This is a genomic window from Serratia sp. CY81684 (assembly GCF_052166595.1).
GTDB lineage: Bacteria > Pseudomonadota > Gammaproteobacteria > Enterobacterales > Enterobacteriaceae > Serratia > Serratia nematodiphila.
In genome coordinates this window covers 26426-45270 of the sequence record NZ_JBJNOO010000008.1, presented here as the reverse complement: position 1 = coordinate 45270, position 18845 = coordinate 26426, and the positions used below count along the sequence as shown (strand labels likewise).

Annotated in this window: 18 protein-coding genes and 1 pseudogene; 6 read left to right on the top strand and 13 right to left on the bottom strand. The window is 58.3% G+C overall.

Annotation, left to right across the window (positions count from 1 at the left end; translation table 11 throughout):
* Nucleotides 1–2: 2 nt before the first annotated feature.
* Nucleotides 3–1019, bottom strand: a complete 1017-nt coding sequence (locus ACJ8QF_RS22735; RefSeq protein ID WP_265261721.1) for a threonine/serine transporter — start codon at nt 1017–1019, stop codon at nt 3–5.
* Between the two features lie 160 nt (nt 1020–1179).
* Nucleotides 1180–2073 carry a hypothetical protein gene (locus ACJ8QF_RS22730; protein WP_261127326.1) on the bottom strand — a complete coding sequence of 298 codons (894 nt, stop codon included), beginning with the start codon at nt 2071–2073 and terminating at the stop codon, nt 1180–1182.
* Nucleotides 2074–2266: 193 nt separating this feature from the next.
* Between ACJ8QF_RS22730 and ACJ8QF_RS22725 the strand changes: the two are divergent.
* The 4 genes and pseudogenes from ACJ8QF_RS22725 to ACJ8QF_RS22710 all read left to right on the top strand — a co-directional run bounded on the left by ACJ8QF_RS22725 (nt 2267) and on the right by ACJ8QF_RS22710 (nt 5199).
* Nucleotides 2267–2368 (top strand): annotated as a pseudogene (locus ACJ8QF_RS22725).
* Nucleotides 2369–2616: 248 nt separating this feature from the next.
* Nucleotides 2617–3342, top strand: a complete 726-nt coding sequence (locus tag ACJ8QF_RS22720; RefSeq protein ID WP_004933861.1) for a 4'-phosphopantetheinyl transferase family protein — start codon at nt 2617–2619, stop codon at nt 3340–3342.
* A 161-nt stretch (nt 3343–3503) separates the two neighbouring features.
* Nucleotides 3504–4070: an NADPH-dependent FMN reductase gene (locus tag ACJ8QF_RS22715; RefSeq protein WP_004933859.1), complete on the top strand. Its 567-nt coding sequence runs from the start codon at nt 3504–3506 to the stop codon at nt 4068–4070.
* Between the two features lie 76 nt (nt 4071–4146).
* The gene (locus tag ACJ8QF_RS22710; protein WP_442537877.1) at nt 4147–5199 is read left to right on the top strand and encodes a hypothetical protein; all 1053 of its coding nucleotides are present in this window, start codon (nt 4147–4149) and stop codon (nt 5197–5199) included.
* Nucleotides 5200–5234: 35 nt separating this feature from the next.
* Here ACJ8QF_RS22710 and ACJ8QF_RS22705 read toward each other — a convergent pair whose 3' ends face one another.
* The gene (locus tag ACJ8QF_RS22705; RefSeq protein WP_275095290.1) at nt 5235–6572 is read right to left on the bottom strand and encodes an NCS2 family permease; all 1338 of its coding nucleotides are present in this window, start codon (nt 6570–6572) and stop codon (nt 5235–5237) included.
* Between the two features lie 233 nt (nt 6573–6805).
* Between ACJ8QF_RS22705 and ACJ8QF_RS22700 the strand changes: the two genes are divergently transcribed.
* Both ACJ8QF_RS22700 and yieH read left to right on the top strand, forming a co-directional pair.
* Complete coding sequence (locus ACJ8QF_RS22700; RefSeq protein WP_015376140.1) at nt 6806–7210, top strand: NUDIX hydrolase; 405 nt, start codon at nt 6806–6808, stop codon at nt 7208–7210.
* A gap of 46 nt (nt 7211–7256) precedes the next feature.
* Entirely contained in the window at nt 7257–7925 is a 669-nt protein-coding gene (gene yieH / locus ACJ8QF_RS22695) for a 6-phosphogluconate phosphatase (protein ID WP_044030161.1), read from the top strand.
* Here yieH and ACJ8QF_RS22690 read toward each other — a convergent pair.
* From ACJ8QF_RS22690 to glmU, 10 genes are all read right to left on the bottom strand, one after another.
* Complete coding sequence (locus tag ACJ8QF_RS22690; protein ID WP_015376138.1) at nt 7922–8662, bottom strand: amino acid ABC transporter permease; 741 nt, start codon at nt 8660–8662, stop codon at nt 7922–7924. The genes yieH and ACJ8QF_RS22690 overlap by 4 nt on opposite strands.
* Before the next feature lies 1 nt (nt 8663).
* Complete coding sequence (locus tag ACJ8QF_RS22685; protein WP_015376137.1) at nt 8664–9377, bottom strand: amino acid ABC transporter permease; 714 nt, start codon at nt 9375–9377, stop codon at nt 8664–8666.
* Between the two features lie 81 nt (nt 9378–9458).
* Complete coding sequence (locus ACJ8QF_RS22680; RefSeq protein ID WP_004933836.1) at nt 9459–10298, bottom strand: ABC transporter substrate-binding protein; 840 nt, start codon at nt 10296–10298, stop codon at nt 9459–9461.
* Nucleotides 10299–10466: 168 nt separating this feature from the next.
* Entirely contained in the window at nt 10467–11201 is a 735-nt protein-coding gene (gene phoU / locus ACJ8QF_RS22675) for a phosphate signaling complex protein PhoU (RefSeq protein ID WP_004933833.1), read from the bottom strand.
* Between the two features lie 11 nt (nt 11202–11212).
* Nucleotides 11213–11983: a phosphate ABC transporter ATP-binding protein PstB gene (pstB, locus tag ACJ8QF_RS22670; protein ID WP_016929614.1), complete on the bottom strand. Its 771-nt coding sequence runs from the start codon at nt 11981–11983 to the stop codon at nt 11213–11215.
* A gap of 54 nt (nt 11984–12037) precedes the next feature.
* Entirely contained in the window at nt 12038–12928 is an 891-nt protein-coding gene (gene pstA / locus ACJ8QF_RS22665) for a phosphate ABC transporter permease PstA (RefSeq protein WP_004933824.1), read from the bottom strand.
* 1 nt (nt 12929) lies between these two features.
* Nucleotides 12930–13886 (bottom strand): phosphate ABC transporter permease PstC, encoded by a 957-nt coding sequence (gene pstC, locus ACJ8QF_RS22660; protein ID WP_004933822.1) that lies wholly within the window; start codon nt 13884–13886, stop codon nt 12930–12932.
* Nucleotides 13887–13977: 91 nt separating this feature from the next.
* Nucleotides 13978–15018, bottom strand: a complete 1041-nt coding sequence (pstS, locus tag ACJ8QF_RS22655; protein WP_004933819.1) for a phosphate ABC transporter substrate-binding protein PstS — start codon at nt 15016–15018, stop codon at nt 13978–13980.
* A gap of 335 nt (nt 15019–15353) precedes the next feature.
* Nucleotides 15354–17183 (bottom strand): glutamine--fructose-6-phosphate transaminase (isomerizing), encoded by a 1830-nt coding sequence (gene glmS, locus ACJ8QF_RS22650; RefSeq protein ID WP_004933817.1) that lies wholly within the window; start codon nt 17181–17183, stop codon nt 15354–15356.
* 151 nt (nt 17184–17334) lie between these two features.
* Entirely contained in the window at nt 17335–18708 is a 1374-nt protein-coding gene (gene glmU, locus ACJ8QF_RS22645) for a bifunctional UDP-N-acetylglucosamine diphosphorylase/glucosamine-1-phosphate N-acetyltransferase GlmU (RefSeq protein WP_131165257.1), read from the bottom strand.
* Nucleotides 18709–18845: the final 137 nt, after the last annotated feature.

Below are 18845 nucleotides of genomic sequence, written 5' to 3'. Positions count from 1 at the left end.
CTTTACACGAATAGCGTCGCTATCACCGCGATGCCGCAGCACAGCACCGCTATTCCCACCATCTTTTGCCGGCCGTCGCCCCGCTGTAAAAAATACAGTGATGGGATGAAAAAGACGGTCATCACGATAACGGGTATCGACCAGCTTGAGATGATCTTGATGATGCTCGGATTAATCGTGCCGATGAGCGTACAGACAACAATGTTCCCCGCGATGATGCCCTTTTTTCCCGCCATGCCGAAGGACGTAATACCGTCGATGACCCCGGTCAAGGTGCCGATATAAGCGCCGCCGGTGAGCAAGCACAGCAGCAGGGCTGCGCCTAACCACGCCATCGAGTTACCGGTCAAACCTGCGGTATAAAACAGCGAATCCACATTGCGGCCGTTAATGATCGAGATATCATCCAACGTCAGCAAGCGACTGATAGCGATAACGATCATGGCGATAAACGCCAGGATCAGTATCTTGCCGAACAGAATACTGCGCGCCTGCGGCCGCACGGCACTTTGCGCAAACCGCTGGATACACGGGGTAAAGTTAAACGTAAAAAGAAAAATAGGCAGCAGCACCAACGTTTGCAATGAAATGCTCGGCGGCGCAGGCGCCCGCTGAGCCCCTGCAGGTTGTAACAGGAAAAACAGCGTAAGGATCGCCACCAGCGCGATAGAAACCAGTGCCATTCTGGAAATCAGGTGCTCGATTCGCTGGCTAAATGCCAGCCATGCGGCCGACAGCGCCGCACTCAGCAACAGCGAAACACCGCCCCGAACCCAAAATCCATCGTGGAGAAAAGACGCGACCACGTTAACCAGGGTGATGAAATTTATCAGCACGATAATGATCATCGACAGAATAAACAGCACACAGACGATTGCCGCCGCCCGCTCACCGATAAACGTCGACGATGCCGCCAGGAAATCTTTCTGCGGGTGCGAGATGATGAATTTGAAAAAAAGATAGTGCGCCATCATCGATACCGACATGGCGATAACGATAAACAGCATGAACGCCTTCATCCCCAGCACGCCCGGCCCCACCGCCTGAGGCAAAAAGAAAATCCCGGCGCCGAATGCCGTGGAGAAGAAAGTGACTGGCCAATACAGGTATGAAATTTTCATGATAATGCTCGACCATCATGGCTATGCAGCGACACATAGCCAGCTGGCACAAAAAATGTCATTCAAAACAGGATCTGCCGAAGAAAACCAGTAAGGAAGGCAAGGAAAAGTTATCGTAAAAAGTCGCGGCCGCGCGATAGCCGTTAAGTACGTTAACGCGTGAACACAGCGGAAAAACGCCAATATGCGACGTGTAATTATCGAAGACTTTATTAGAGGAAATACGATACCGAATAGCCCTGAACGTCGCGGCATTGCCCGCCGCACAGGTCGGTTTATTTTCCTTGATGATATCGAACTCGTGCTCTCCCACCGTCATCTTCACATTACCGTCTTGGCGCTGAAAATACGCCTCTTTATCCATACGGTTTTTAATGTGGCGTTTAAAGCGATCCGCCATGTTTTTCTCACTGACATAAAATGCATTGATATCAATGTCATGACGTTGATTCGATGCCAGAATGTAGTCGTTTATTTTTTCTGGAATAATATACGGCGATGTCGCCATCCTTCTGAATTCGTTAGCGCCGTCTATCTCGCTGCCATCGTTTTTTTCCATATAGAAATCATTTATTTCCATCAAGAAGTCAGGCTGAACGTTGAGCTGTCGGATGGATTCGGCTATGTAGTCAATGCAGAATCGCGCGGATTTTTCCACTTCACTGCTGACAGAAAAACGATCGTCCAAATTAACCACGGTATGCCCGCCGGAAATCACCACCTTATCCGTCAAAAAAGACGATGCCAGCGCGATGAGCTCTTCGAGGTTATTATTTGAAACCTCATTGTTGACGACCTCAATGATTCCATTCTGATCGGCCTTGTAGACGATAAAGCGATCTTCGCCCTTCCAACCTTTTTTGCAGTTGCATTTATATTCTTTAAAAACAACACGTTCAGCTGTCTTATAAAATTCGGCGCTTTGCAGCGGCATTAACTCGAGATCTGGCATGCCCTTCTTCCCTATTCGTAGCCAATGACGCCAACTTTTTATAACAATAGCTAATGTAAATTTAGTGATCTGACTCCGATAATTAACAAACACACAGATAAAATAGGGCTTTTGTGGCTTTAGTCACATTTCCAAGTTTAGGTTATTTTAACCATTTTTATTTTGTGGTTTTATGTTTCCAACAAACGAATGCGGAGAGGTGGGCGAGTGGTTTAAGCCAGATTTAAGAAACTAACCGTTTCTTAAATCCACACGAGTTATCGTGTCGTAGGTTCGAATCCTGCTCTCTCCGCCAACTCTTTCTTGTCTGATAGCAACTTTTATAGGCTCATTGGACGCCGTCGATTCGGATGTGGTTGGTTTCGGAACTGATTAATTTTGTGCACGCACCTATTCAGGTCCGTACGATCTTCTCCCCCCGCCTATACAGCGCAAAGCCAACAAATCGGATAAAACGCATAGTGTTTTTTGATGATAAATCCTCAACTTAGTCTTAATCTAACACCCCTGCGTTCTTAGCGACCCTCTGTCATGGAGCGAACAATGGCGTGTCATTTTGCCCGATGGACCCCGGCCTCCGCCGTCCTGGATACCCAGAGACTCGCCGACGAAGTGATAGCCGCCACCCGCACCTTTTCCGTTAAGCGCCGCACGCGCTACCTGCAAGGGCGCATTCTGCTCGCCGAAATGATGTTCTACCTGTACGGCCTGCCGACGCTTCCCCCCATAGCTACCACGCCGACCGGCCGCCCCTGCTTCGCCGATCATCAGCTGCCCGATTTTAGCCTCGCCTACGCCAGCAACACCGTGGGCGTGCTGCTCAGCGACGAAGGCAAAGTCGGACTGGATATCGAAGTGATGCGGGCGCGCGGCAGCCGGCAAAGCGCGCTGCAGAACGCGCACCAGACGCCGGCGGAAAGCGCCTGGATCGGCGCGCAGGACGATCGGCTGGAGGCGGAGACTCAGCTGTGGAGCATTCGGCAAAGCGTGCTGAAAATTTCCGGCCTCGGCAACAGCGGCCAGTCTACGCTGCGTCTGCATCCCTTCTCCGGTCACCTGCGCTCCAGCGCCACGCCGGACGTTCAGGTGATGAGCGACGCCGACGAATATCTGAGCTGGGCCTGCGCCGGCAGCCCCGGGCTGGATCGCCTGCTGTGCTGGCGCTACGAAGAGCGCGGCGGCCTGCACAAAGACGGGGAAATCTCGCCGCGCAGCCCGGCGGCATCCTCACGCTTCGTTAAACTGACGGGCCTGAAGACGCCAGGTTGACGCGGCGCAAAGCGGATAACGCGGTCTTTACCGCACGAGTTACTGGATTAAATTGTAAAGACAGCTAAATGTTGAGCAATCGCCTATTCTCGACCCGCGCTTTAGCCTACTATTCGCCCATGTTGTACGCTGAATCTGCTCATTCGAAAGGGAGAATCACCATGTCAGACCAAGCCTTAAAAATCGTCACTCTGCTCGGCAGCCTGCGCAAAGGCTCCTACAACGCCATGGTGGCCCGCGCCCTGCCTGGCCTGGCCCCGCAAGGCGTCACCATTGAAGCGCTGCCCTCCATCCGCGATATCCCGCTGTACGACGCCGACATGCAACAGGGTGAAGGCTTCCCTGCCGCGGTCGAGGCGATCGCCGAGCAGATCCGCCAGGCCGACGGCGTGATCATCGTCACCCCTGAATATAACTATTCCGTGCCCGGCGGGTTGAAGAACGCCATCGACTGGCTGTCTCGCGTACCGAATCAGCCGCTGGCCGGCAAGCCGGTCGCCATTCAAACCAGCTCAATGGGGCCGATCGGCGGCGCGCGCTGCCAATACCATCTGCGCCAGATCCTGGTGTTCCTCGATGCGATGGTAATGAACAAGCCTGAGTTTATGGGCGGCGTGATCCAGAGCAAGGTCGATGAACAGGCCGGTGAACTGAGCGATCAGGGAACGCTGGATTTCCTGACCGGCCAGCTGTCCGCGTTCAGCGATTTTATTCGCCGCGTGGAGTGAAGGTCTCGCGGCGCCCGCTGGGCGCCGCAACAGGACATGACGTCCGTCAATTTATTGAAATTAAAGCCATAGCATCATGTATTTTTTCATTTTAGCGTTATTTTTCGTTTCCATCACCAGTCCCACTTTCGCCGCAGACATGCGTTATCCCGCCGGTGAAGAGCCGCTGGAGCTGCCGGCGCACAGCGCGCTCAACGCCCAACTGTCGCGTTCCGCGCAAACCCAGGAAGACAAAAAGCTCGGCGCCATGTCGCTGTACCTGACGCTGATGCGCGAAGACGGCCGCAACGTCTGGGCGCCCTACCAGCTGGCGGTGTCGTCGGCGGAGAAAGGGCAAACCGAACTGGCGGAGCGTTACCTGCAGCTGAGCGCCGACCGCGGCCTGTGGTACTACTACAACCTGCTGGAGGACGACGCCTTCAACAGCATCCAACACTCCGCCACTTACCAATCCATTTTGGCCGTCACCAAAGCGCGCTATCTGCAGCACGCCCGTCAGTATGAAGGCAAAGCCAGCTACGCGGTGCCGGACGGCGAAGCGCCGCCCGCAGGCTGGCCAACGGTGATCTTCCTGCATACCTACGGCAAAGCCGCCGCCATCAGCCCCGAGGAGCGGCTGCTGTTCGGCGAAATGGGCGTGGCCTACATCGAGATCAACGGCACGCAGATGCTGTCGGAAAACAGCTTCCGCTGGTCAAATTACAGCGACGAGAGCACCCAAACCGCCCTGCAGCGCACGGTGCAACAGCTGGCTCCGCAGCTAAAGCTGAATCCCCAACGGATTTATCTCAGCGCCCGCGGCCAGGGCGCGCTGCATGCCGCTAACCTGCTCGCGAAGTACCCACAGTTTTACGCCGGCGCGCTCCTGATCGCCCCCCACGGCGAGATCAAGCCGGCCCAGCAGTCGCTGGCGGCGAAAAAGAAAATCGTGATGGCGTATTACGATCGGCAGACCTTCAGCGAGCAGGCGCTGGCGTTGCACTTCGCCAATCTGTTCGGGGAGGATAATCAGGTGCAGACGCTGCACTTCGCCCAGGGAGAGGATGCCGCCGGCAGCTGGCAGGCGCGCTTCAGACGGCCGTTGCAGTGGGTGTTGGATCAGGCGCCGGATGCGACGCCGGGCGTCTAGGGATTCAGGGCCGACCGCCGTCGGCCCTTTGGCTGTCAATGGCCGTCGACGAAGACGATCTTCAGCACGAACAGCAGCGCCACCACCACCACGCACGGGCTGATTTCACGCCAGCGGCCGGTGCCCAGCTTCATCACGCAGTAGGAGATAAAGCCGAGCGCGATGCCTTCGGTGATCGAGAAGCTGAACGGCATCATCACCGCGGTGACAAACGCCGGCACCGCTTCGGTCAGATCGTCCCATTTCACCCGCGCCAGGCTGGAGGTCATCAGCACGCCGACGTAGATCAGCGCGCCGGCGGCGGCATACGCCGGCACCATGCCCGCCAGCGGCGACAGGAAGATCACCAGCAGGAACAGCAGGCCGGTGATCACCGCCGTCAAACCGGTGCGGCCGCCGACGGCGACGCCGGATGAGCTTTCGATATAAGCGGTCACGGAAGAGGTGCCCGCCAGCGAACCGGCCACCGAGCTGATGCTGTCAACGTACAGCGCCTGCTTCATGCGTGGGAACTTACCCTGGTTGTCGGTCAGGCCAGCTTTATCGGTGACGCCGATCAGGGTGCCGGAGGAGTCGAACAGGTTCACCAGCATAAACGAGAAGATGACCCCGGCCAGCCCGATGTTCAGCGCGCCGGCCACGTCGACCTGGCCCACCACCGAGGTAATGCTCGGCGGCAGCGAGAACAGACCGCCATATTTCACGTCGCCCAGCATCCAGCCGATCAGGGTAGTGACCACGATCGACACCAGCACCGCCGCGTGGAAGTTACGCGAAGAGAGCACGGCGATGATGAAGAAGCCGAGCGCCCCCAGCAGCACGTTGTGCGAGGTCAGGCTGCCGATGGTCACCAGGGTGTCCGGGTTGGCCACCACGATGCCGGCGTTTTTCAGCCCCATCATGCCGATGAACAGGCCGATGCCGCTGGTGATGCCGACGCGCAGGCTGACCGGAATGTTGGCGATCATCCAGTAGCGAATGCGGAAAATGGTCAGCAGCAGCAGGCCGACCGCGCCCCAGAAGATGGCGCCCATGCCCACCTGCCAGGAGATGCCCATCGCCCCGACCACCACGAAGGCGAAGAAGGCGTTCAGCCCCATCGCCGGCGCCAACGCCACCGGCAGGTTCGCCAGCAGGCCCATAAAGATGCTGCCGAAGGCGGCGATCAAACAGGTGGTGACAAATACCGCTTGGGTATCCATGCCCGCCGCGCCCAAAATTTGCGGGTTAACGAACACGATATACACCATGGTGAGGAAGGTGGTGATACCGGCAATCGTTTCCGTACGCGCCGTCGTGCCATGTTGCTTGAGTTTAAACACGCGCCCAAGCAAGCCTTGCTCAGCGTCAAGGCCAGATACTGGTTTGGTCATTATCAGAATTCCGAAAATGGGAATGGACAGTCGCCGGCTATCCTATAACAAAAAGTGGGGCTTTTGACGCCGGTCACAGGTTTTTTTCGCCGTCTTTACGGCTAAATACGTCAACGGCTTGTATTTACAGACATTCATCCCCCGACCGCCCATTGCGTTGCCGTTTGCCGGCACGGCCGATAAAATGGCCTATCGCCCTCTCTTTCCCTATCCGTTAACAAACAGGAACCCGCATGTCTTCGACCTTTATCGATAAGCTGGCGTTGATCGCGCTGAAAGATGACAAAGTGGCGCTGGTGCGCTCACACAACAAGACGCTGTTTTATATGCCTGGCGGAAAGCGCGAAGCGGGTGAAACCGACGAACAGGCGCTGTGCCGCGAAATCGACGAAGAGCTGACCGTCGCGCTGCAGCCGAACTCCATCGCATTTTACGGCGAGTTCTCCGGCCCGGCAGACGGCAAGCAGGACGGCACCCAGGTACGCATTCGCTGCTACCAGGCCGGCTTTACCGGGCAGTTGCAGCCGGCCGCCGAAATCGCCGAGCTGAAGTGGTGCGACAGCCGCGATCTGCCGCAGTGCTCACACGTCGCCGCGCTGATTTTGCACGATCTCAAGGCGCGTAACCTGATCAAGTGATCGCTGAATCGCCTCAGCGGCGTTAACCCGAAGGAACCTGTCCCGCATGAATCAGATTGACTGCATTTTGTTCGACTGCGACGGCACGCTGGTGGACAGCGAAGTGCTGTGCAGCAAAGCCTATGTGCACATGTTCGCCCGCTACGGCATTCATCTGTCGCTGGAAGAGGTGTTCAAGAAATACAAAGGGGTGAAGCTGTACGAGATCATCGATCGGGTCAACGCCGAGCAGGGCACTGACCTGGCAAAAGAGACGCTGGAGCCGCTGTATCGGCAGGAAGTGGCGCGGTTGTTCGACAGCGAGCTGCAGCAGATTGCCGGCGCCCGCGAGCTGCTGGCGCAGGTGACGGTGCCAGTCTGCACCGTCTCCAACGGGCCGGTCAGCAAGATGCAGCACTCACTCGGCCTGACCGGCATGCTGCCTTATTTTGATGACCGGTTGTTCAGCGGCTATGACATTCAGCGCTGGAAGCCGGATCCGGCGATCGTGTTTCACGCCGCCGAACAGATGCGGGTGCCGGTGACGCGCTGCATCCTGGTGGACGACTCGCCCGCCGGCGCGCAGGCCGGCATCAATGCCGGCATCCCGGTCTTTTACTTCTGCGCCGATCCGCATAACCCGCCGATCGATCACCCGCTGGTGACAACGTTTGACGACCTGGCTCAATTGCCCGCGCTGTGGCGCGAACGCGGCTGGCGGCTGACGGCCGATTAACTGGCCGGCAACGGCGGCTTGTTGCGCCACCAGCGCCAGGACCGTTTCAGCGCGCGGGTTTGCGCGCCGAAGCGGCGGTTGACCGCATTGGCCAGCAGATCGAGCGCCAGGCAAAACACGAAATAGACCAGCGCCACGAACAGGAACACTTCCATCGGGTAGACCATGCTGCGATTGTTGACCTGGGTCGCCAGGAAGGTCAGTTCGCCAACGCCGACGATATAAGCCAACGAGGTGTCTTTGATCAGGGAGATCCACTGGTTGATGAACGACGGCACCATCATGCGCAGCGCCTGCGGCAGCACGATCATGCGCAGCGTCTGCCAGCGGGTCAGCCCCAGAGAGAGCCCGGCCTGCCACTGGCCGGGGCCGATCGCGGCGATGCCGGCTTTCACCGCATGGGCCAGATAGGCCGAGGCGATCAGCGCCAGCGCGCACACGACGGTGGTGATTTCCGGGATCTCTACGCCAAACACCATCGGCAGCAGGAAATAGGTCCAGAAGATCAGCATGATGACCGGAATGGCGCGGAAAAAGCCCAACACCGCCGCCAGCAGCCCGGCGGCGATGCCGCGCGACATCGCCAGCGCCACGCCGAGCAGGGTGCCGAGCACCGCCGAGGCGACCCCGGCCATCAGACTGATCGCCAACGTCAGCGCCGCGCCGCCCAGCGGCCCATCCGGCCAGGTGCCCCACAGCAGGTAGCCCAGGTTGTCGTGAATCACGCTGAAATCCATCTCAATGCCCTCCCAGCGGTTTACGCTGTTGTCGCCACATGCCCCAGCCTTCCAGCAGCGCGATGATGGCGATGTACAGTACCGTCGCCACGCCGAACGCCTGGAAGGTGCGCAGGGTTTCGGTTTCGACCTGACGCGAGGCGTAAGAGAGTTCGGCTACGCCGATCGCCATGGTCAGCGACGAGTTCTTGATCACGTTCATGTATTGCCCCAGCAGCGGCGGCAGCGCGATTTTCAGCGCCTGCGGCAACACCACGTAGCGCATCGCCTGCCAGCCGGTCAGCCCCAGTGCCTGAGCGGCATATTTCTGCCCGCCGGCGACGCCGCGAATGCCGGAACGGATCTCTTCGGCGATAAAGGCGGTGGAGTAGAGCGTCAGGCCGAAGAAACCGGCGAGAAACTCGAACGACGGCCACTCAAGCGGGCCGATCTGATGGGCGCTGTTCAGCCACTGCATGGCGGCGGACGGCAAGATCTGCCCGGCGGCGAAGTACCAGAAGAACAGCTGCACCAGCAGCGGCGTATTGCGAAACAGCGAGCTGTAGCCCATCGCCAGCCAGCGCAATGGCCGCAGGCTGCTGTCGCGCATCGCCGCCAGCACGAAGCCCAGCAGCGTGGCCGCCAGGCCCGCGCAGGCGGAAAGCCACAGCGTCAACAAAAAACCGTGCCACAGCCAGCTCAGGTATTGCGGCGCCAGCAGCCAGTCCAGGTTCATGTTCAATCCTTGTCTTGCAGAATGCATCAGGGGCGCAGCAAGCTGCGCCCCTCCGTACCGATCTCACCGCGCGCGGTTAAGTCAGGCTTTTGGTTGCTGATCCAAAGGCGCGATTTTGAAATCGCCGCGCGGCTGGGCAGATTGGGTTTCCGGCCCGAACCAGCGATCGTAAATCTTAACCGCTTCACCGTCTTTTTCCAGCTTGATCAGCGTCTCGTTCACCGCGGCGGTCAGGCGATCTTCGCCCTTGGGAATACCGACGCCCTGATACTCTTTGGTCAGGCTGAACGGCGAAATTTCAAACTCCGCCTTTTGCGCCGCCGGCAGGTTGCCGAGCAGGCCGACCAGCTTGGCGTCGTCCTGAGTGATCGCCTGCACGTTGCCGTTACGCAGCGCCACGAATGCCAGCGGGGTATCATCGTAGGAGATCACTTTCGCCGTCGGGAAACGCTCGCGCAGGGTGATTTCCTGCACCGTGCCCTTATCCGCGCCGATGCGCAGCTTCTTGATGTCTTCCGGCGTTTTCAATATGCCTTTGCGGGCGATGAATTTCTGGCCGGTGGCGAAATACGGCACGCTGAAGTTCACTTCCTTGGCGCGCTCGTCGGTAATGGTGAAGTTGGCGGCAATCAGGTCAACCTTCTTCGACACCAGCAGCGGAATGCGGTTGGCCGGGTTGGTGGCGCGCAGCTCCACTTTCACCCCCAGCGCTTTGCCGATCGCGTCGGCGACATCCACATCGTAGCCCACCAGCTTCTTGCTCTGCGGATCGATGTAACCGAACGGCGGATTGCTGTCGAACACCGCGATGCGCACCACCCCGGCTTGCTTGATATCGTCAAGTTTGTCCGCGTGCGCGGCGCCGGCGGCGAGGCCGGTCAGACTGGCTAACAACGTTAAGGCCAAAGCGCGATGTTTCATAGAGAGCTCCTAAGTGGTTGATGTCCTGCTGGCGGATAAGCTAGCAAGCGCCACATAGGTCAGGAAATAATATAAAAAGCTATATTTATAACCTTTTTATCTTTACGCGCTTAAGATGGAATAAAGGCGCGAGAAACCGCGCCTTGGAAGGATATTACCCGGAAAGGGTTAGTCGTCTTTTTCGTCTTTACCGCCCGGAGAGAGCAGCTTTTCCAGGGCGTCGCCGCCCAAATGACGGAAATCCTGTCCTTTGACGAAATAGAAGATAAATTCGCAGATATTCTGGCAGCGATCGCCGATACGCTCGATAGAGCGGGCGCAGAACAGCGCGGTCAGCACGCTCGGAATGGTGCGCGAATCTTCCATCATGTAGGTCATCAGCTGACGCACGATGCCTTCATATTCCTGATCGACCTTTTTATCTTCCCGGTAAATACGGATCGCTTCATCCAGATCCATGCGCGCGAACGCGTCCAGCACGTCGTGCAGCATCTGCACGGTGTGGCGCCCCAGCGACTCCAGGCTGACCAGCAGCGGCTGGTGCTGGTGCGAGAACTTCTCCAGCGCGGTGCGGCAGATCTTGTCCGCCACGTCGCCGATGCGTTCCAGTTCGGAAATGGTTTTGATGATCGCCATCACCAGACGCAGATCGCTGGCGGTCGGCTGGCGCTTGGCGATAATGCGCACGCAGGCTTCGTCGATCGCCACTTCCATCATGTTGACCTTGGCGTCGCCTTCGATCACGCGCTTGGCCAGCTCGCCATCCTGATTGTGCATCGCGGTAATGGCGTCGGTCAGCTGCTGCTCCACCAGCCCGCCCATGGTCAGCACCTGGGTGCGGATATGCTCGAGCTCTGCGTTGAACTGGCCGGAAATGTGTTTGTTTAAATTCAGGTTATCCATGATGCTTCCTATCAACCATAACGGCCAGTGATGTAGTCTTCAGTCTGCTTTTTCTGCGGCGCAGTGAACAGGTTATCAGTATCACTGAACTCGATCAGCTCGCCCAGATACATAAATGCGGTAGAGTCGGAGCAGCGCGCCGCCTGCTGCATGTTGTGCGTCACAATCACCACGGTGTAATCGGCCTTCAGCTCGCTGATCAGCTCTTCAATCTTGCCGGTGGAGATCGGATCCAGCGCCGAGCAAGGCTCATCCAGCAACAGCACTTCCGGACGAATGGCGATGCCGCGGGCGATGCACAGACGCTGCTGCTGGCCGCCGGAGAGGCTGTAGCCGCTCTGGTGCAGCTTGTCCTTGGTTTCGTTCCACAGCGCCGCCTTGGTCAGCGCCCACTGCACGCGCTCGTCCATATCGGCGCGCGACAGCTTTTCAAACAGGCGAACGCCGAAGGCGATGTTGTCGTAAATCGACATCGGGAAGGGCGTCGGCTTTTGGAACACCATGCCGACCTTGGCGCGCAGCAGCGCGATATCCGAGTTGTCGGTCAGGATGTTCTGGCCGTCCAGCAGAATGCCGCCTTCCGCACGCTGTTCCGGGTACAGCTGGTACATCTTGTTGAAGGTGCGCAGCAGGGTGGATTTGCCGCAGCCGGACGGGCCGATAAACGCGGTGACCTTGTTCTTGGCGATATCCAGCGTGATGTTCTTCAGCGCATGGAATTTGCCGTAGTAGAAGTTCAGATCGCGTACCTGAATTTTGCTGCTGGAAGCGTCAGTAACCATACTCATCAAGACTTCTCTCTTTTCATCAGCGCCGCCAAAGCGGCGCTCAAAATTTTATGAATGCTTTTTCTTGGCGAAAATTACGCGCGCCAGGATATTCAGTAACAGTACGCACAGGGTGATCAACAGCACCCCGGCCCAGGCCAGCTGCTGCCATTCGGCGAACGGGCTCATGGCGAATTTGAAGATGGTCACCGGCAGGTTGGCGATCGGCTGCATCAGGTCGGTGCTCCAGAACTGGTTCGACAGCGAGGTGAACAGCAGCGGCGCCGTTTCCCCCGCGATGCGCGCAATCGCCAGCAGCACGCCGGTGATGATGCCGGACACCGACGCCTTCAGTGTGATAGCGGAAATCATGCGCCATTTCGGCGTGCCCAGGGCATAGGCGGCCTCGCGCAGCGTATCCGGCACCAGCTTCAGCATGTTCTCGGTGGTGCGAATGACGATCGGCACCTGCAGCAGCGCCAGCGCCACGATGCCGGCCCAACCGGAGAAGTGTTCCATCTTCGCCACCACGATGGTGTAAACGAACAGGCCCACCACGATCGACGGTGCGGAGAGCAGAATGTCGTTGATAAAGCGGATCACTTCCGCCAGCCAGGATTTACGGCCGTATTCCGCCAGGTAAATACCGGCCATGATGCCCAGCGGCGTGCCGAAGAGGGTCGCCCACAGGATCAACAGCCCGCTGCCGGCGATGGCGTTGGCCAGGCCGCCGCCCGCGGTGTTCGGCGGCGGGGTCATCTCGGTGAACAGCGCCAGCGACATGCCGTCGAAGCCTTTGGTCACGGTGGCGATCAGGATCCAGATCAGCCAGAACAACCCGAACGCCATGGTCGCCATCGACAGGAACAGCGCGAGACGGTTTTTCTGCCGGCGCCAGGCCTGCATTTTGCGGCGGCTTTCCGCCAGAACGACTGCGTTTTGCATATCCATCGTCGCCATGTTAACGCCCCTCATTCTTGGCCAGACGCATGATCATCAGTTTCGACAGCGCCAGCACGATAAAGGTGATAACAAACAGAATCAGGCCCAGCTCCATCAACGCGGCGGTGTGCACGCCGGACTCGGCTTCGGCGAATTCGTTGGCCAGCGCCGAGGTGATGCTGTTGCCCGGCATGTACAGCGAAGCGCTGTCGAGCTGGTAGGTGTTGCCGATGATAAAGGTCACCGCCATGGTTTCCCCCAGCGCGCGGCCCAGGCCCAACATCACGCCGCCGATGACGCCGTTTTTGGTGAACGGCAGCACGATGCGCCAGATGACTTCCCAGGTGGTGCAGCCGATACCGTAGGCCGACTCTTTCATCATTACCGGGGTCTGTTCGAACACGTCGCGCATCACCGCGGCGATGTAAGGAATGATCATGATAGCCAGGATCACCCCGGCGGCCAGGATGCCGATGCCGAAGGCCGGGCCGGAGAACAGCTCGCCGACGATTGGAATGCCCGACAGTACTTCGCCCACCGGCGTCTGGAAGTATTCGGCGAACAGCGGGGCGAACACGAACAGGCCCCACATGCCGTAGACGATGCTCGGAATGGCCGCCAGCAGCTCAATGGCGATGCCCAGCGGCCGCTTCAACCAGTTCGGCGCCAGTTCGGTCAGGAACAGCGCGATGCCGAAACTCACCGGCACGGCGATGATCAACGCGATAAGCGAGGTGACCACGGTGCCGTAGATCGGCACCAGCGCGCCGAACTGCTCCGCCGGCGCGTCCCACTCTTTGGTCCACAGGAACGCAAAGCCGAATTTCTGCATGCTTGGCCAGGAGGCGAAGATCAGCGAAACGATGATGCCACCCAGCAACAATAGGGTAATCAGCGCAGCCAGTCTCACCAGCGCGCTGAAAATGATGTCACCGTTTTTGCCCGGTGCTTTGATGGTCGGCTTGTACTCAGCCATAGATTACTCTCTGTTTGAACCCTGGCAGCCCCAACCGGGATCGGAGCCTGAAGAACTGTGTGGGGCGCGGCGAACCCGCGCCCCTGCGTTGTTAGTACAGCGCTTTACCTGAACTGTCTTTTACGTTGGTTTTCCAGGCCGCACGCACCTGCTCAACCACTTCTGCCGGCAGGGTGGCGTAATCCAGCTCGTTAGCTTGTTTTGCACCGGTTTTGTAGGCCCAGTCGAAGAACTTCAGCACTTCGGCGCCCTGAGCAGGGTTTTTCTGCTCTTTGTGCACCAGGATGAAGGTGGTGGAAGTGATCGGCCACACGTTGTCGCCTTTCTGGTCAGTCAGATCCTGAGCGAAGGTTTTGCTCCAATCCGCACCCTTGGCGGCGTTGCTGAAGCTCTCTTCGGTCGGGCTGACCGGTTTGCCGTCGGCGGAAACCAGCTTGGTGTAAGCCAGGTTGTTCTGCTTGGCGTAAGCGTATTCTACGTAGCCGATAGAGCCAGGCAGGCGCTGAACGAAGGCGGCGATGCCGTCGTTGCCTTTACCGCCCAGACCGGTCGGCCAGTTAACGGTAGAACCGGCGCCAATCTTCTCTTTCCACTGCGCGTTGGCCTTGGACAGGTAGCTGGTGAACACGAACGAGGTGCCGGAACCGTCGGCGCGGCGCACCACGGCGATGTTCTGGTCAGGCAGTTTCACGCCTGGGTTCAGCTTGGTGATAGCCGGATCGTTCCACTTTTTGACGTTGCCCAGGTAGATATCGCCCAGGGTTTTGCCGTCCAGCGTCAGTTCGCCGGATTTGATGCCCGGGATATTCACCGCCAGCACCACGCCGCCAATCACGGTCGGGAACTGGAACAGGCCATCGGCCGCCAGCTTGTCGTCAGACAGCGGGGCGTCGGAGGCGCCAAAGTCAACGGTGTTGGCCACGATTTGCTTTACGCCGCCAGAGGAGCCGATGCCCTGATAGTTAACTTTATTGCCGGTTTCTTTCTGATAAGAATCTGCCCACTTGGCGTAAACCGGAGCGGGGAATGTCGCACCTGCACCGGTCAGGCTGGCAGCAGCGAACGCGGACACGGCGGTCAGGGAGAAGGTCGCTGCCACAATACTGGCGACGGTGGTACGCATCAGTTTCATAATCCCTCCTAATGGGATACTTAAAATCGACTTCGAGTCGTTTTAATCAGAGTAAGTATTGCTGCAGGAGGGAAAATAGGACAGTTTGGTGACAGAAAAATGTACGCAATATGACAGTTATATTACAGCGTATTTGATAAGTGTTTGTTTGTATGTAAATCAGAAGGTTAGCCGTGAAACAGCACATTTCCCAAGCAATAAAAAACCGGCTTGGCGCGGCCTATCCGCTTGAATATGACAACGTTTATCACCGAAACGGCAGCGCTGTCATCTTTAAGGTCACTCATGAAAAAAGCCGGCGCTAAGGCCGGCTTTTGCAGTTTACCTGCGACAAATTACTCTACGGTGACAGACTTCGCCAGGTTGCGCGGCTGGTCAACGTCGGTGCCCTTGATCAGCGCCACGTGGTAAGACAGCAGCTGCAACGGCACGGTGTAGAAGATCGGCGCAACGATTTCCTCGACGTGCGGCAGAGGAATGAGGGTCATGCCTTCGCTGCTGACGAAGCCGGCGTCCTGATCGGCGAACACGTACAGCTGGCCGCCGCGCGCGCGTACTTCTTCAATGTTGGACTTCAGCTTTTCCAGCAATTCGTTGTTTGGCGCCACCACAATCACCGGCATGTCGGCGTCGATCAGCGCCAGCGGGCCGTGTTTCAACTCGCCCGCCGCATAAGCTTCAGCGTGAATATAGGAGATCTCTTTCAGCTTCAGCGCCCCTTCCATGGCGATCGGATACTGATCGCCGCGGCCGAGGAACAGCGCATGGTGCTTGTCGGAGAAGCCTTCCGCCAGCGCTTCGATCTCTTTATCCATCGACAGCATCTGCTCGATACGCGCCGGCAGCGCCTGCAGACCATGCACGATCTCGTGCTCCACGCTTTCCGCCATGCCTTTCAGACGGCCCAGGCGCGCCACCAGCATCAACAGCACGGTGAGCTGCGTGGTGAAGGCTTTGGTCGAGGCTACGCCGATTTCCGTACCGGCTTTGGTCATCAGCGCCAGATCGGATTCGCGCACCAGCGAAGAGCCGGCAACGTTACAAACGGCCAGCGAACCGAGATAACCCAGCTCTTTGGACAGGCGCAGCGCCGCCAGGGTGTCGGCGGTTTCGCCGGACTGCGACAGAGTGATGATCAGGCTGCCTGGACGCACCGCCGATTTGCGGTAACGGAATTCGGACGCGATCTCGACATCGCATGGCACGCCGGCCAGCGCTTCGAACCAGTAACGCGCCACCATACCGGAGTGGTAAGACGTCCCACAGGCGATAATCTGCACGTGCTGCACCTTGGCGAGCAGCTCGTCGGCGTGCGGCCCCAGCTCACTCAGGTTGATTTGGCCATGACTGAAACGCCCTTCCAGGGTGTTTTTCAGCGCCAGCGGCTGTTCGTAAATCTCTTTTTGCATGTAGTGGCGATAAGCGCCCTTGTCGCCGGCGTCATACTGCACCTGGGATTCGATCTCAGGACGCTCGATGGCGTTGCCCTGTTTGTCGAAGATGTTGACGGTGCGGCGAGTCACTTCCACCACGTCGCCCTCTTCCAGGAAGATGAAGCGACGGGTGACCGGCAGCAGCGCCAGCTGATCGGAAGCGATGAAGTTTTCCCCGACGCCGCGGCCGATAACCAGCGGGCTGCCGGAACGCGCCGCGACCAGCACGCTCGGATCGCGGCTGTCCATCACCACGGTGCCATAAGCGCCGCGCAGCTGCGGGATCACGCGCTGAACCACTTCCAGCAGCGTACCGCCTTGCAGTTGTTCCCAGTGCACCAGGTGCGCAATCACTTCGGTGTCGGTTTCAGAGCTGAAACGGTAACCGCGTTCAATCAGCAGTTCGCGCAGCGGCTCGTGGTTTTCGATGATGCCGTTATGCACCACGGTAATGTAGTCGGAAACATGCGGGTGCGCGTTCGCTTCGGTCGGTTCACCGTGCGTAGCCCAACGGGTGTGAGCGATGCCGGTACCGCCGTGCAGATCGGTTTGTTCCGCCGCTTCGGCCAGCTTTTGTACCTTGCCAACGCGACGCAGGCGACTGACGTTGCCTTTTTCATCGACCACCGCCAGACCAGCGGAGTCATAACCGCGGTACTCGAGACGACGTAAACCTTCCAACAGGATTTCTGCGATATCACGTTGCGCTACTGCGCCTACAATTCCACACATCAGTTATATTCCTAATGAACGCCCTTCATGGGCGCTTTCGATGCCTTGACCTGATTTTTGCCGGTTTTTACCGTGCGTCCCCCGAGCCTGTAGATGGTGGGGGTTATTATGTTTTGTATTGGGCTCTGAACGGAGCCCAACGCAAAACACACTATGACTTCTTCTTCACCGGACGTTGCCAACCCTGAATGTGCACCTGCTTGACGCGGCTCAGCACCAGTTCGTTCTCGGCGATATCGCGCGTTACCGTGGTGCCGGCGGCGATGGTGGATCCTTTGCCGACCGACACCGGCGCCACCAGCTGAGTATCGGAACCGACGAATACGCCGTCGCCGATCAGCGTTTTGTGCTTGTTGGCGCCATCGTAGTTACAGGTGATGGTGCCGGCGCCGATATTCACGTCATCACCGATTTCGGCATCGCCCAGGTAGCTGAGGTGGCCGGCCTTGGAGCCTTTGCCCAGACGCGCCTTTTTCATTTCCACGAAGTTGCCGACGTGAGCCCCTTCCGCCAGCTCCGCGCCTGGGCGCAAGCGGGCGAAAGGCCCCACGGTGCAGTCGGCTTCCAGCACGCTGTCTTCCAGCACGCTGTAAGGGCTGATCTCGCAGTCATCACCGATCACGCAGTTTTTCAGCACGCAGCCGGCGCCGATTTTCACCCGGTCGCCCAGCTTGACGTGACCTTCGATAATCACATTCGCATCAATAGTGATGTCACGGCCGTGAACAAGTTCCCCGCGCAGATCGAAACGCGCCGGATCCAACAACATCACGCCGGCCAACAGCAGCTTTTCAGACTGTTCCGACTGGAATACGCGCTCCAGAGTCGCCAGCTGCAGACGGTTGTTTACACCTTCCACTTCACTTAAACGCGACGGGTGCACGGCTTCGATTTTCTTGCCGTCGGCATGGGCCAACGCAATGATATCGGTGATGTAAAACTCGCCCTGTGCGTTGTCGTTATTCAACATTCCCAGCCAGCGCTTCAGATCGCGCCCGTTCGCCACCAGGATGCCGGTATTGATCTCGTTGATCTGGCGCTGTGCCTCGCTGGCGTCCTTGTGTTCGACGATGCCCACCACGTTGCCCTGCTCACGCACGATGCGGCCGTAACCGCTCGGATCGTCCAGCTTGACCGTCAGCAGGCCGATGCCGCCCTGCGGCTTGGCCGCCAGCAGGCGTTGTAGCGTATCCACGGAGATTAACGGCACATCGCCGTACAGCATCAGCACGTCTTCATCGTCGGCAAAGTGCGGCGCGGCCTGCTGCATCGCATGGCCGGTACCCAGTTGCTCGGCCTGCAGCACCCAGTTCAGCGCGCCTTCGGTCAACGTGCTTTTCAACAGATCGCCGCCGTGGCCGTATACCAGATGAACCTGTTGCGCGCCCAGTTTCATCGCGGCATCAATGACGTGTTGCACCATCGGCTTGCCGGCCAACGGATGTAAGACCTTGGGAAGATCGGAATACATGCGTGTTCCCTTGCCCGCGGCGAGGATGACCACGCTCATTGCGCTGTTCGACATAAGCAACCTGATAACTCCATTTTGATAGACGAAAGTAAAACCGTTTAGCGACGATATTACTACATATTTCTCTGCACGAACCCGGCGCAAGCCGCGTGGGCCTTGGTCTGCCGCTATCACGGCTAATTCGGCGTCGG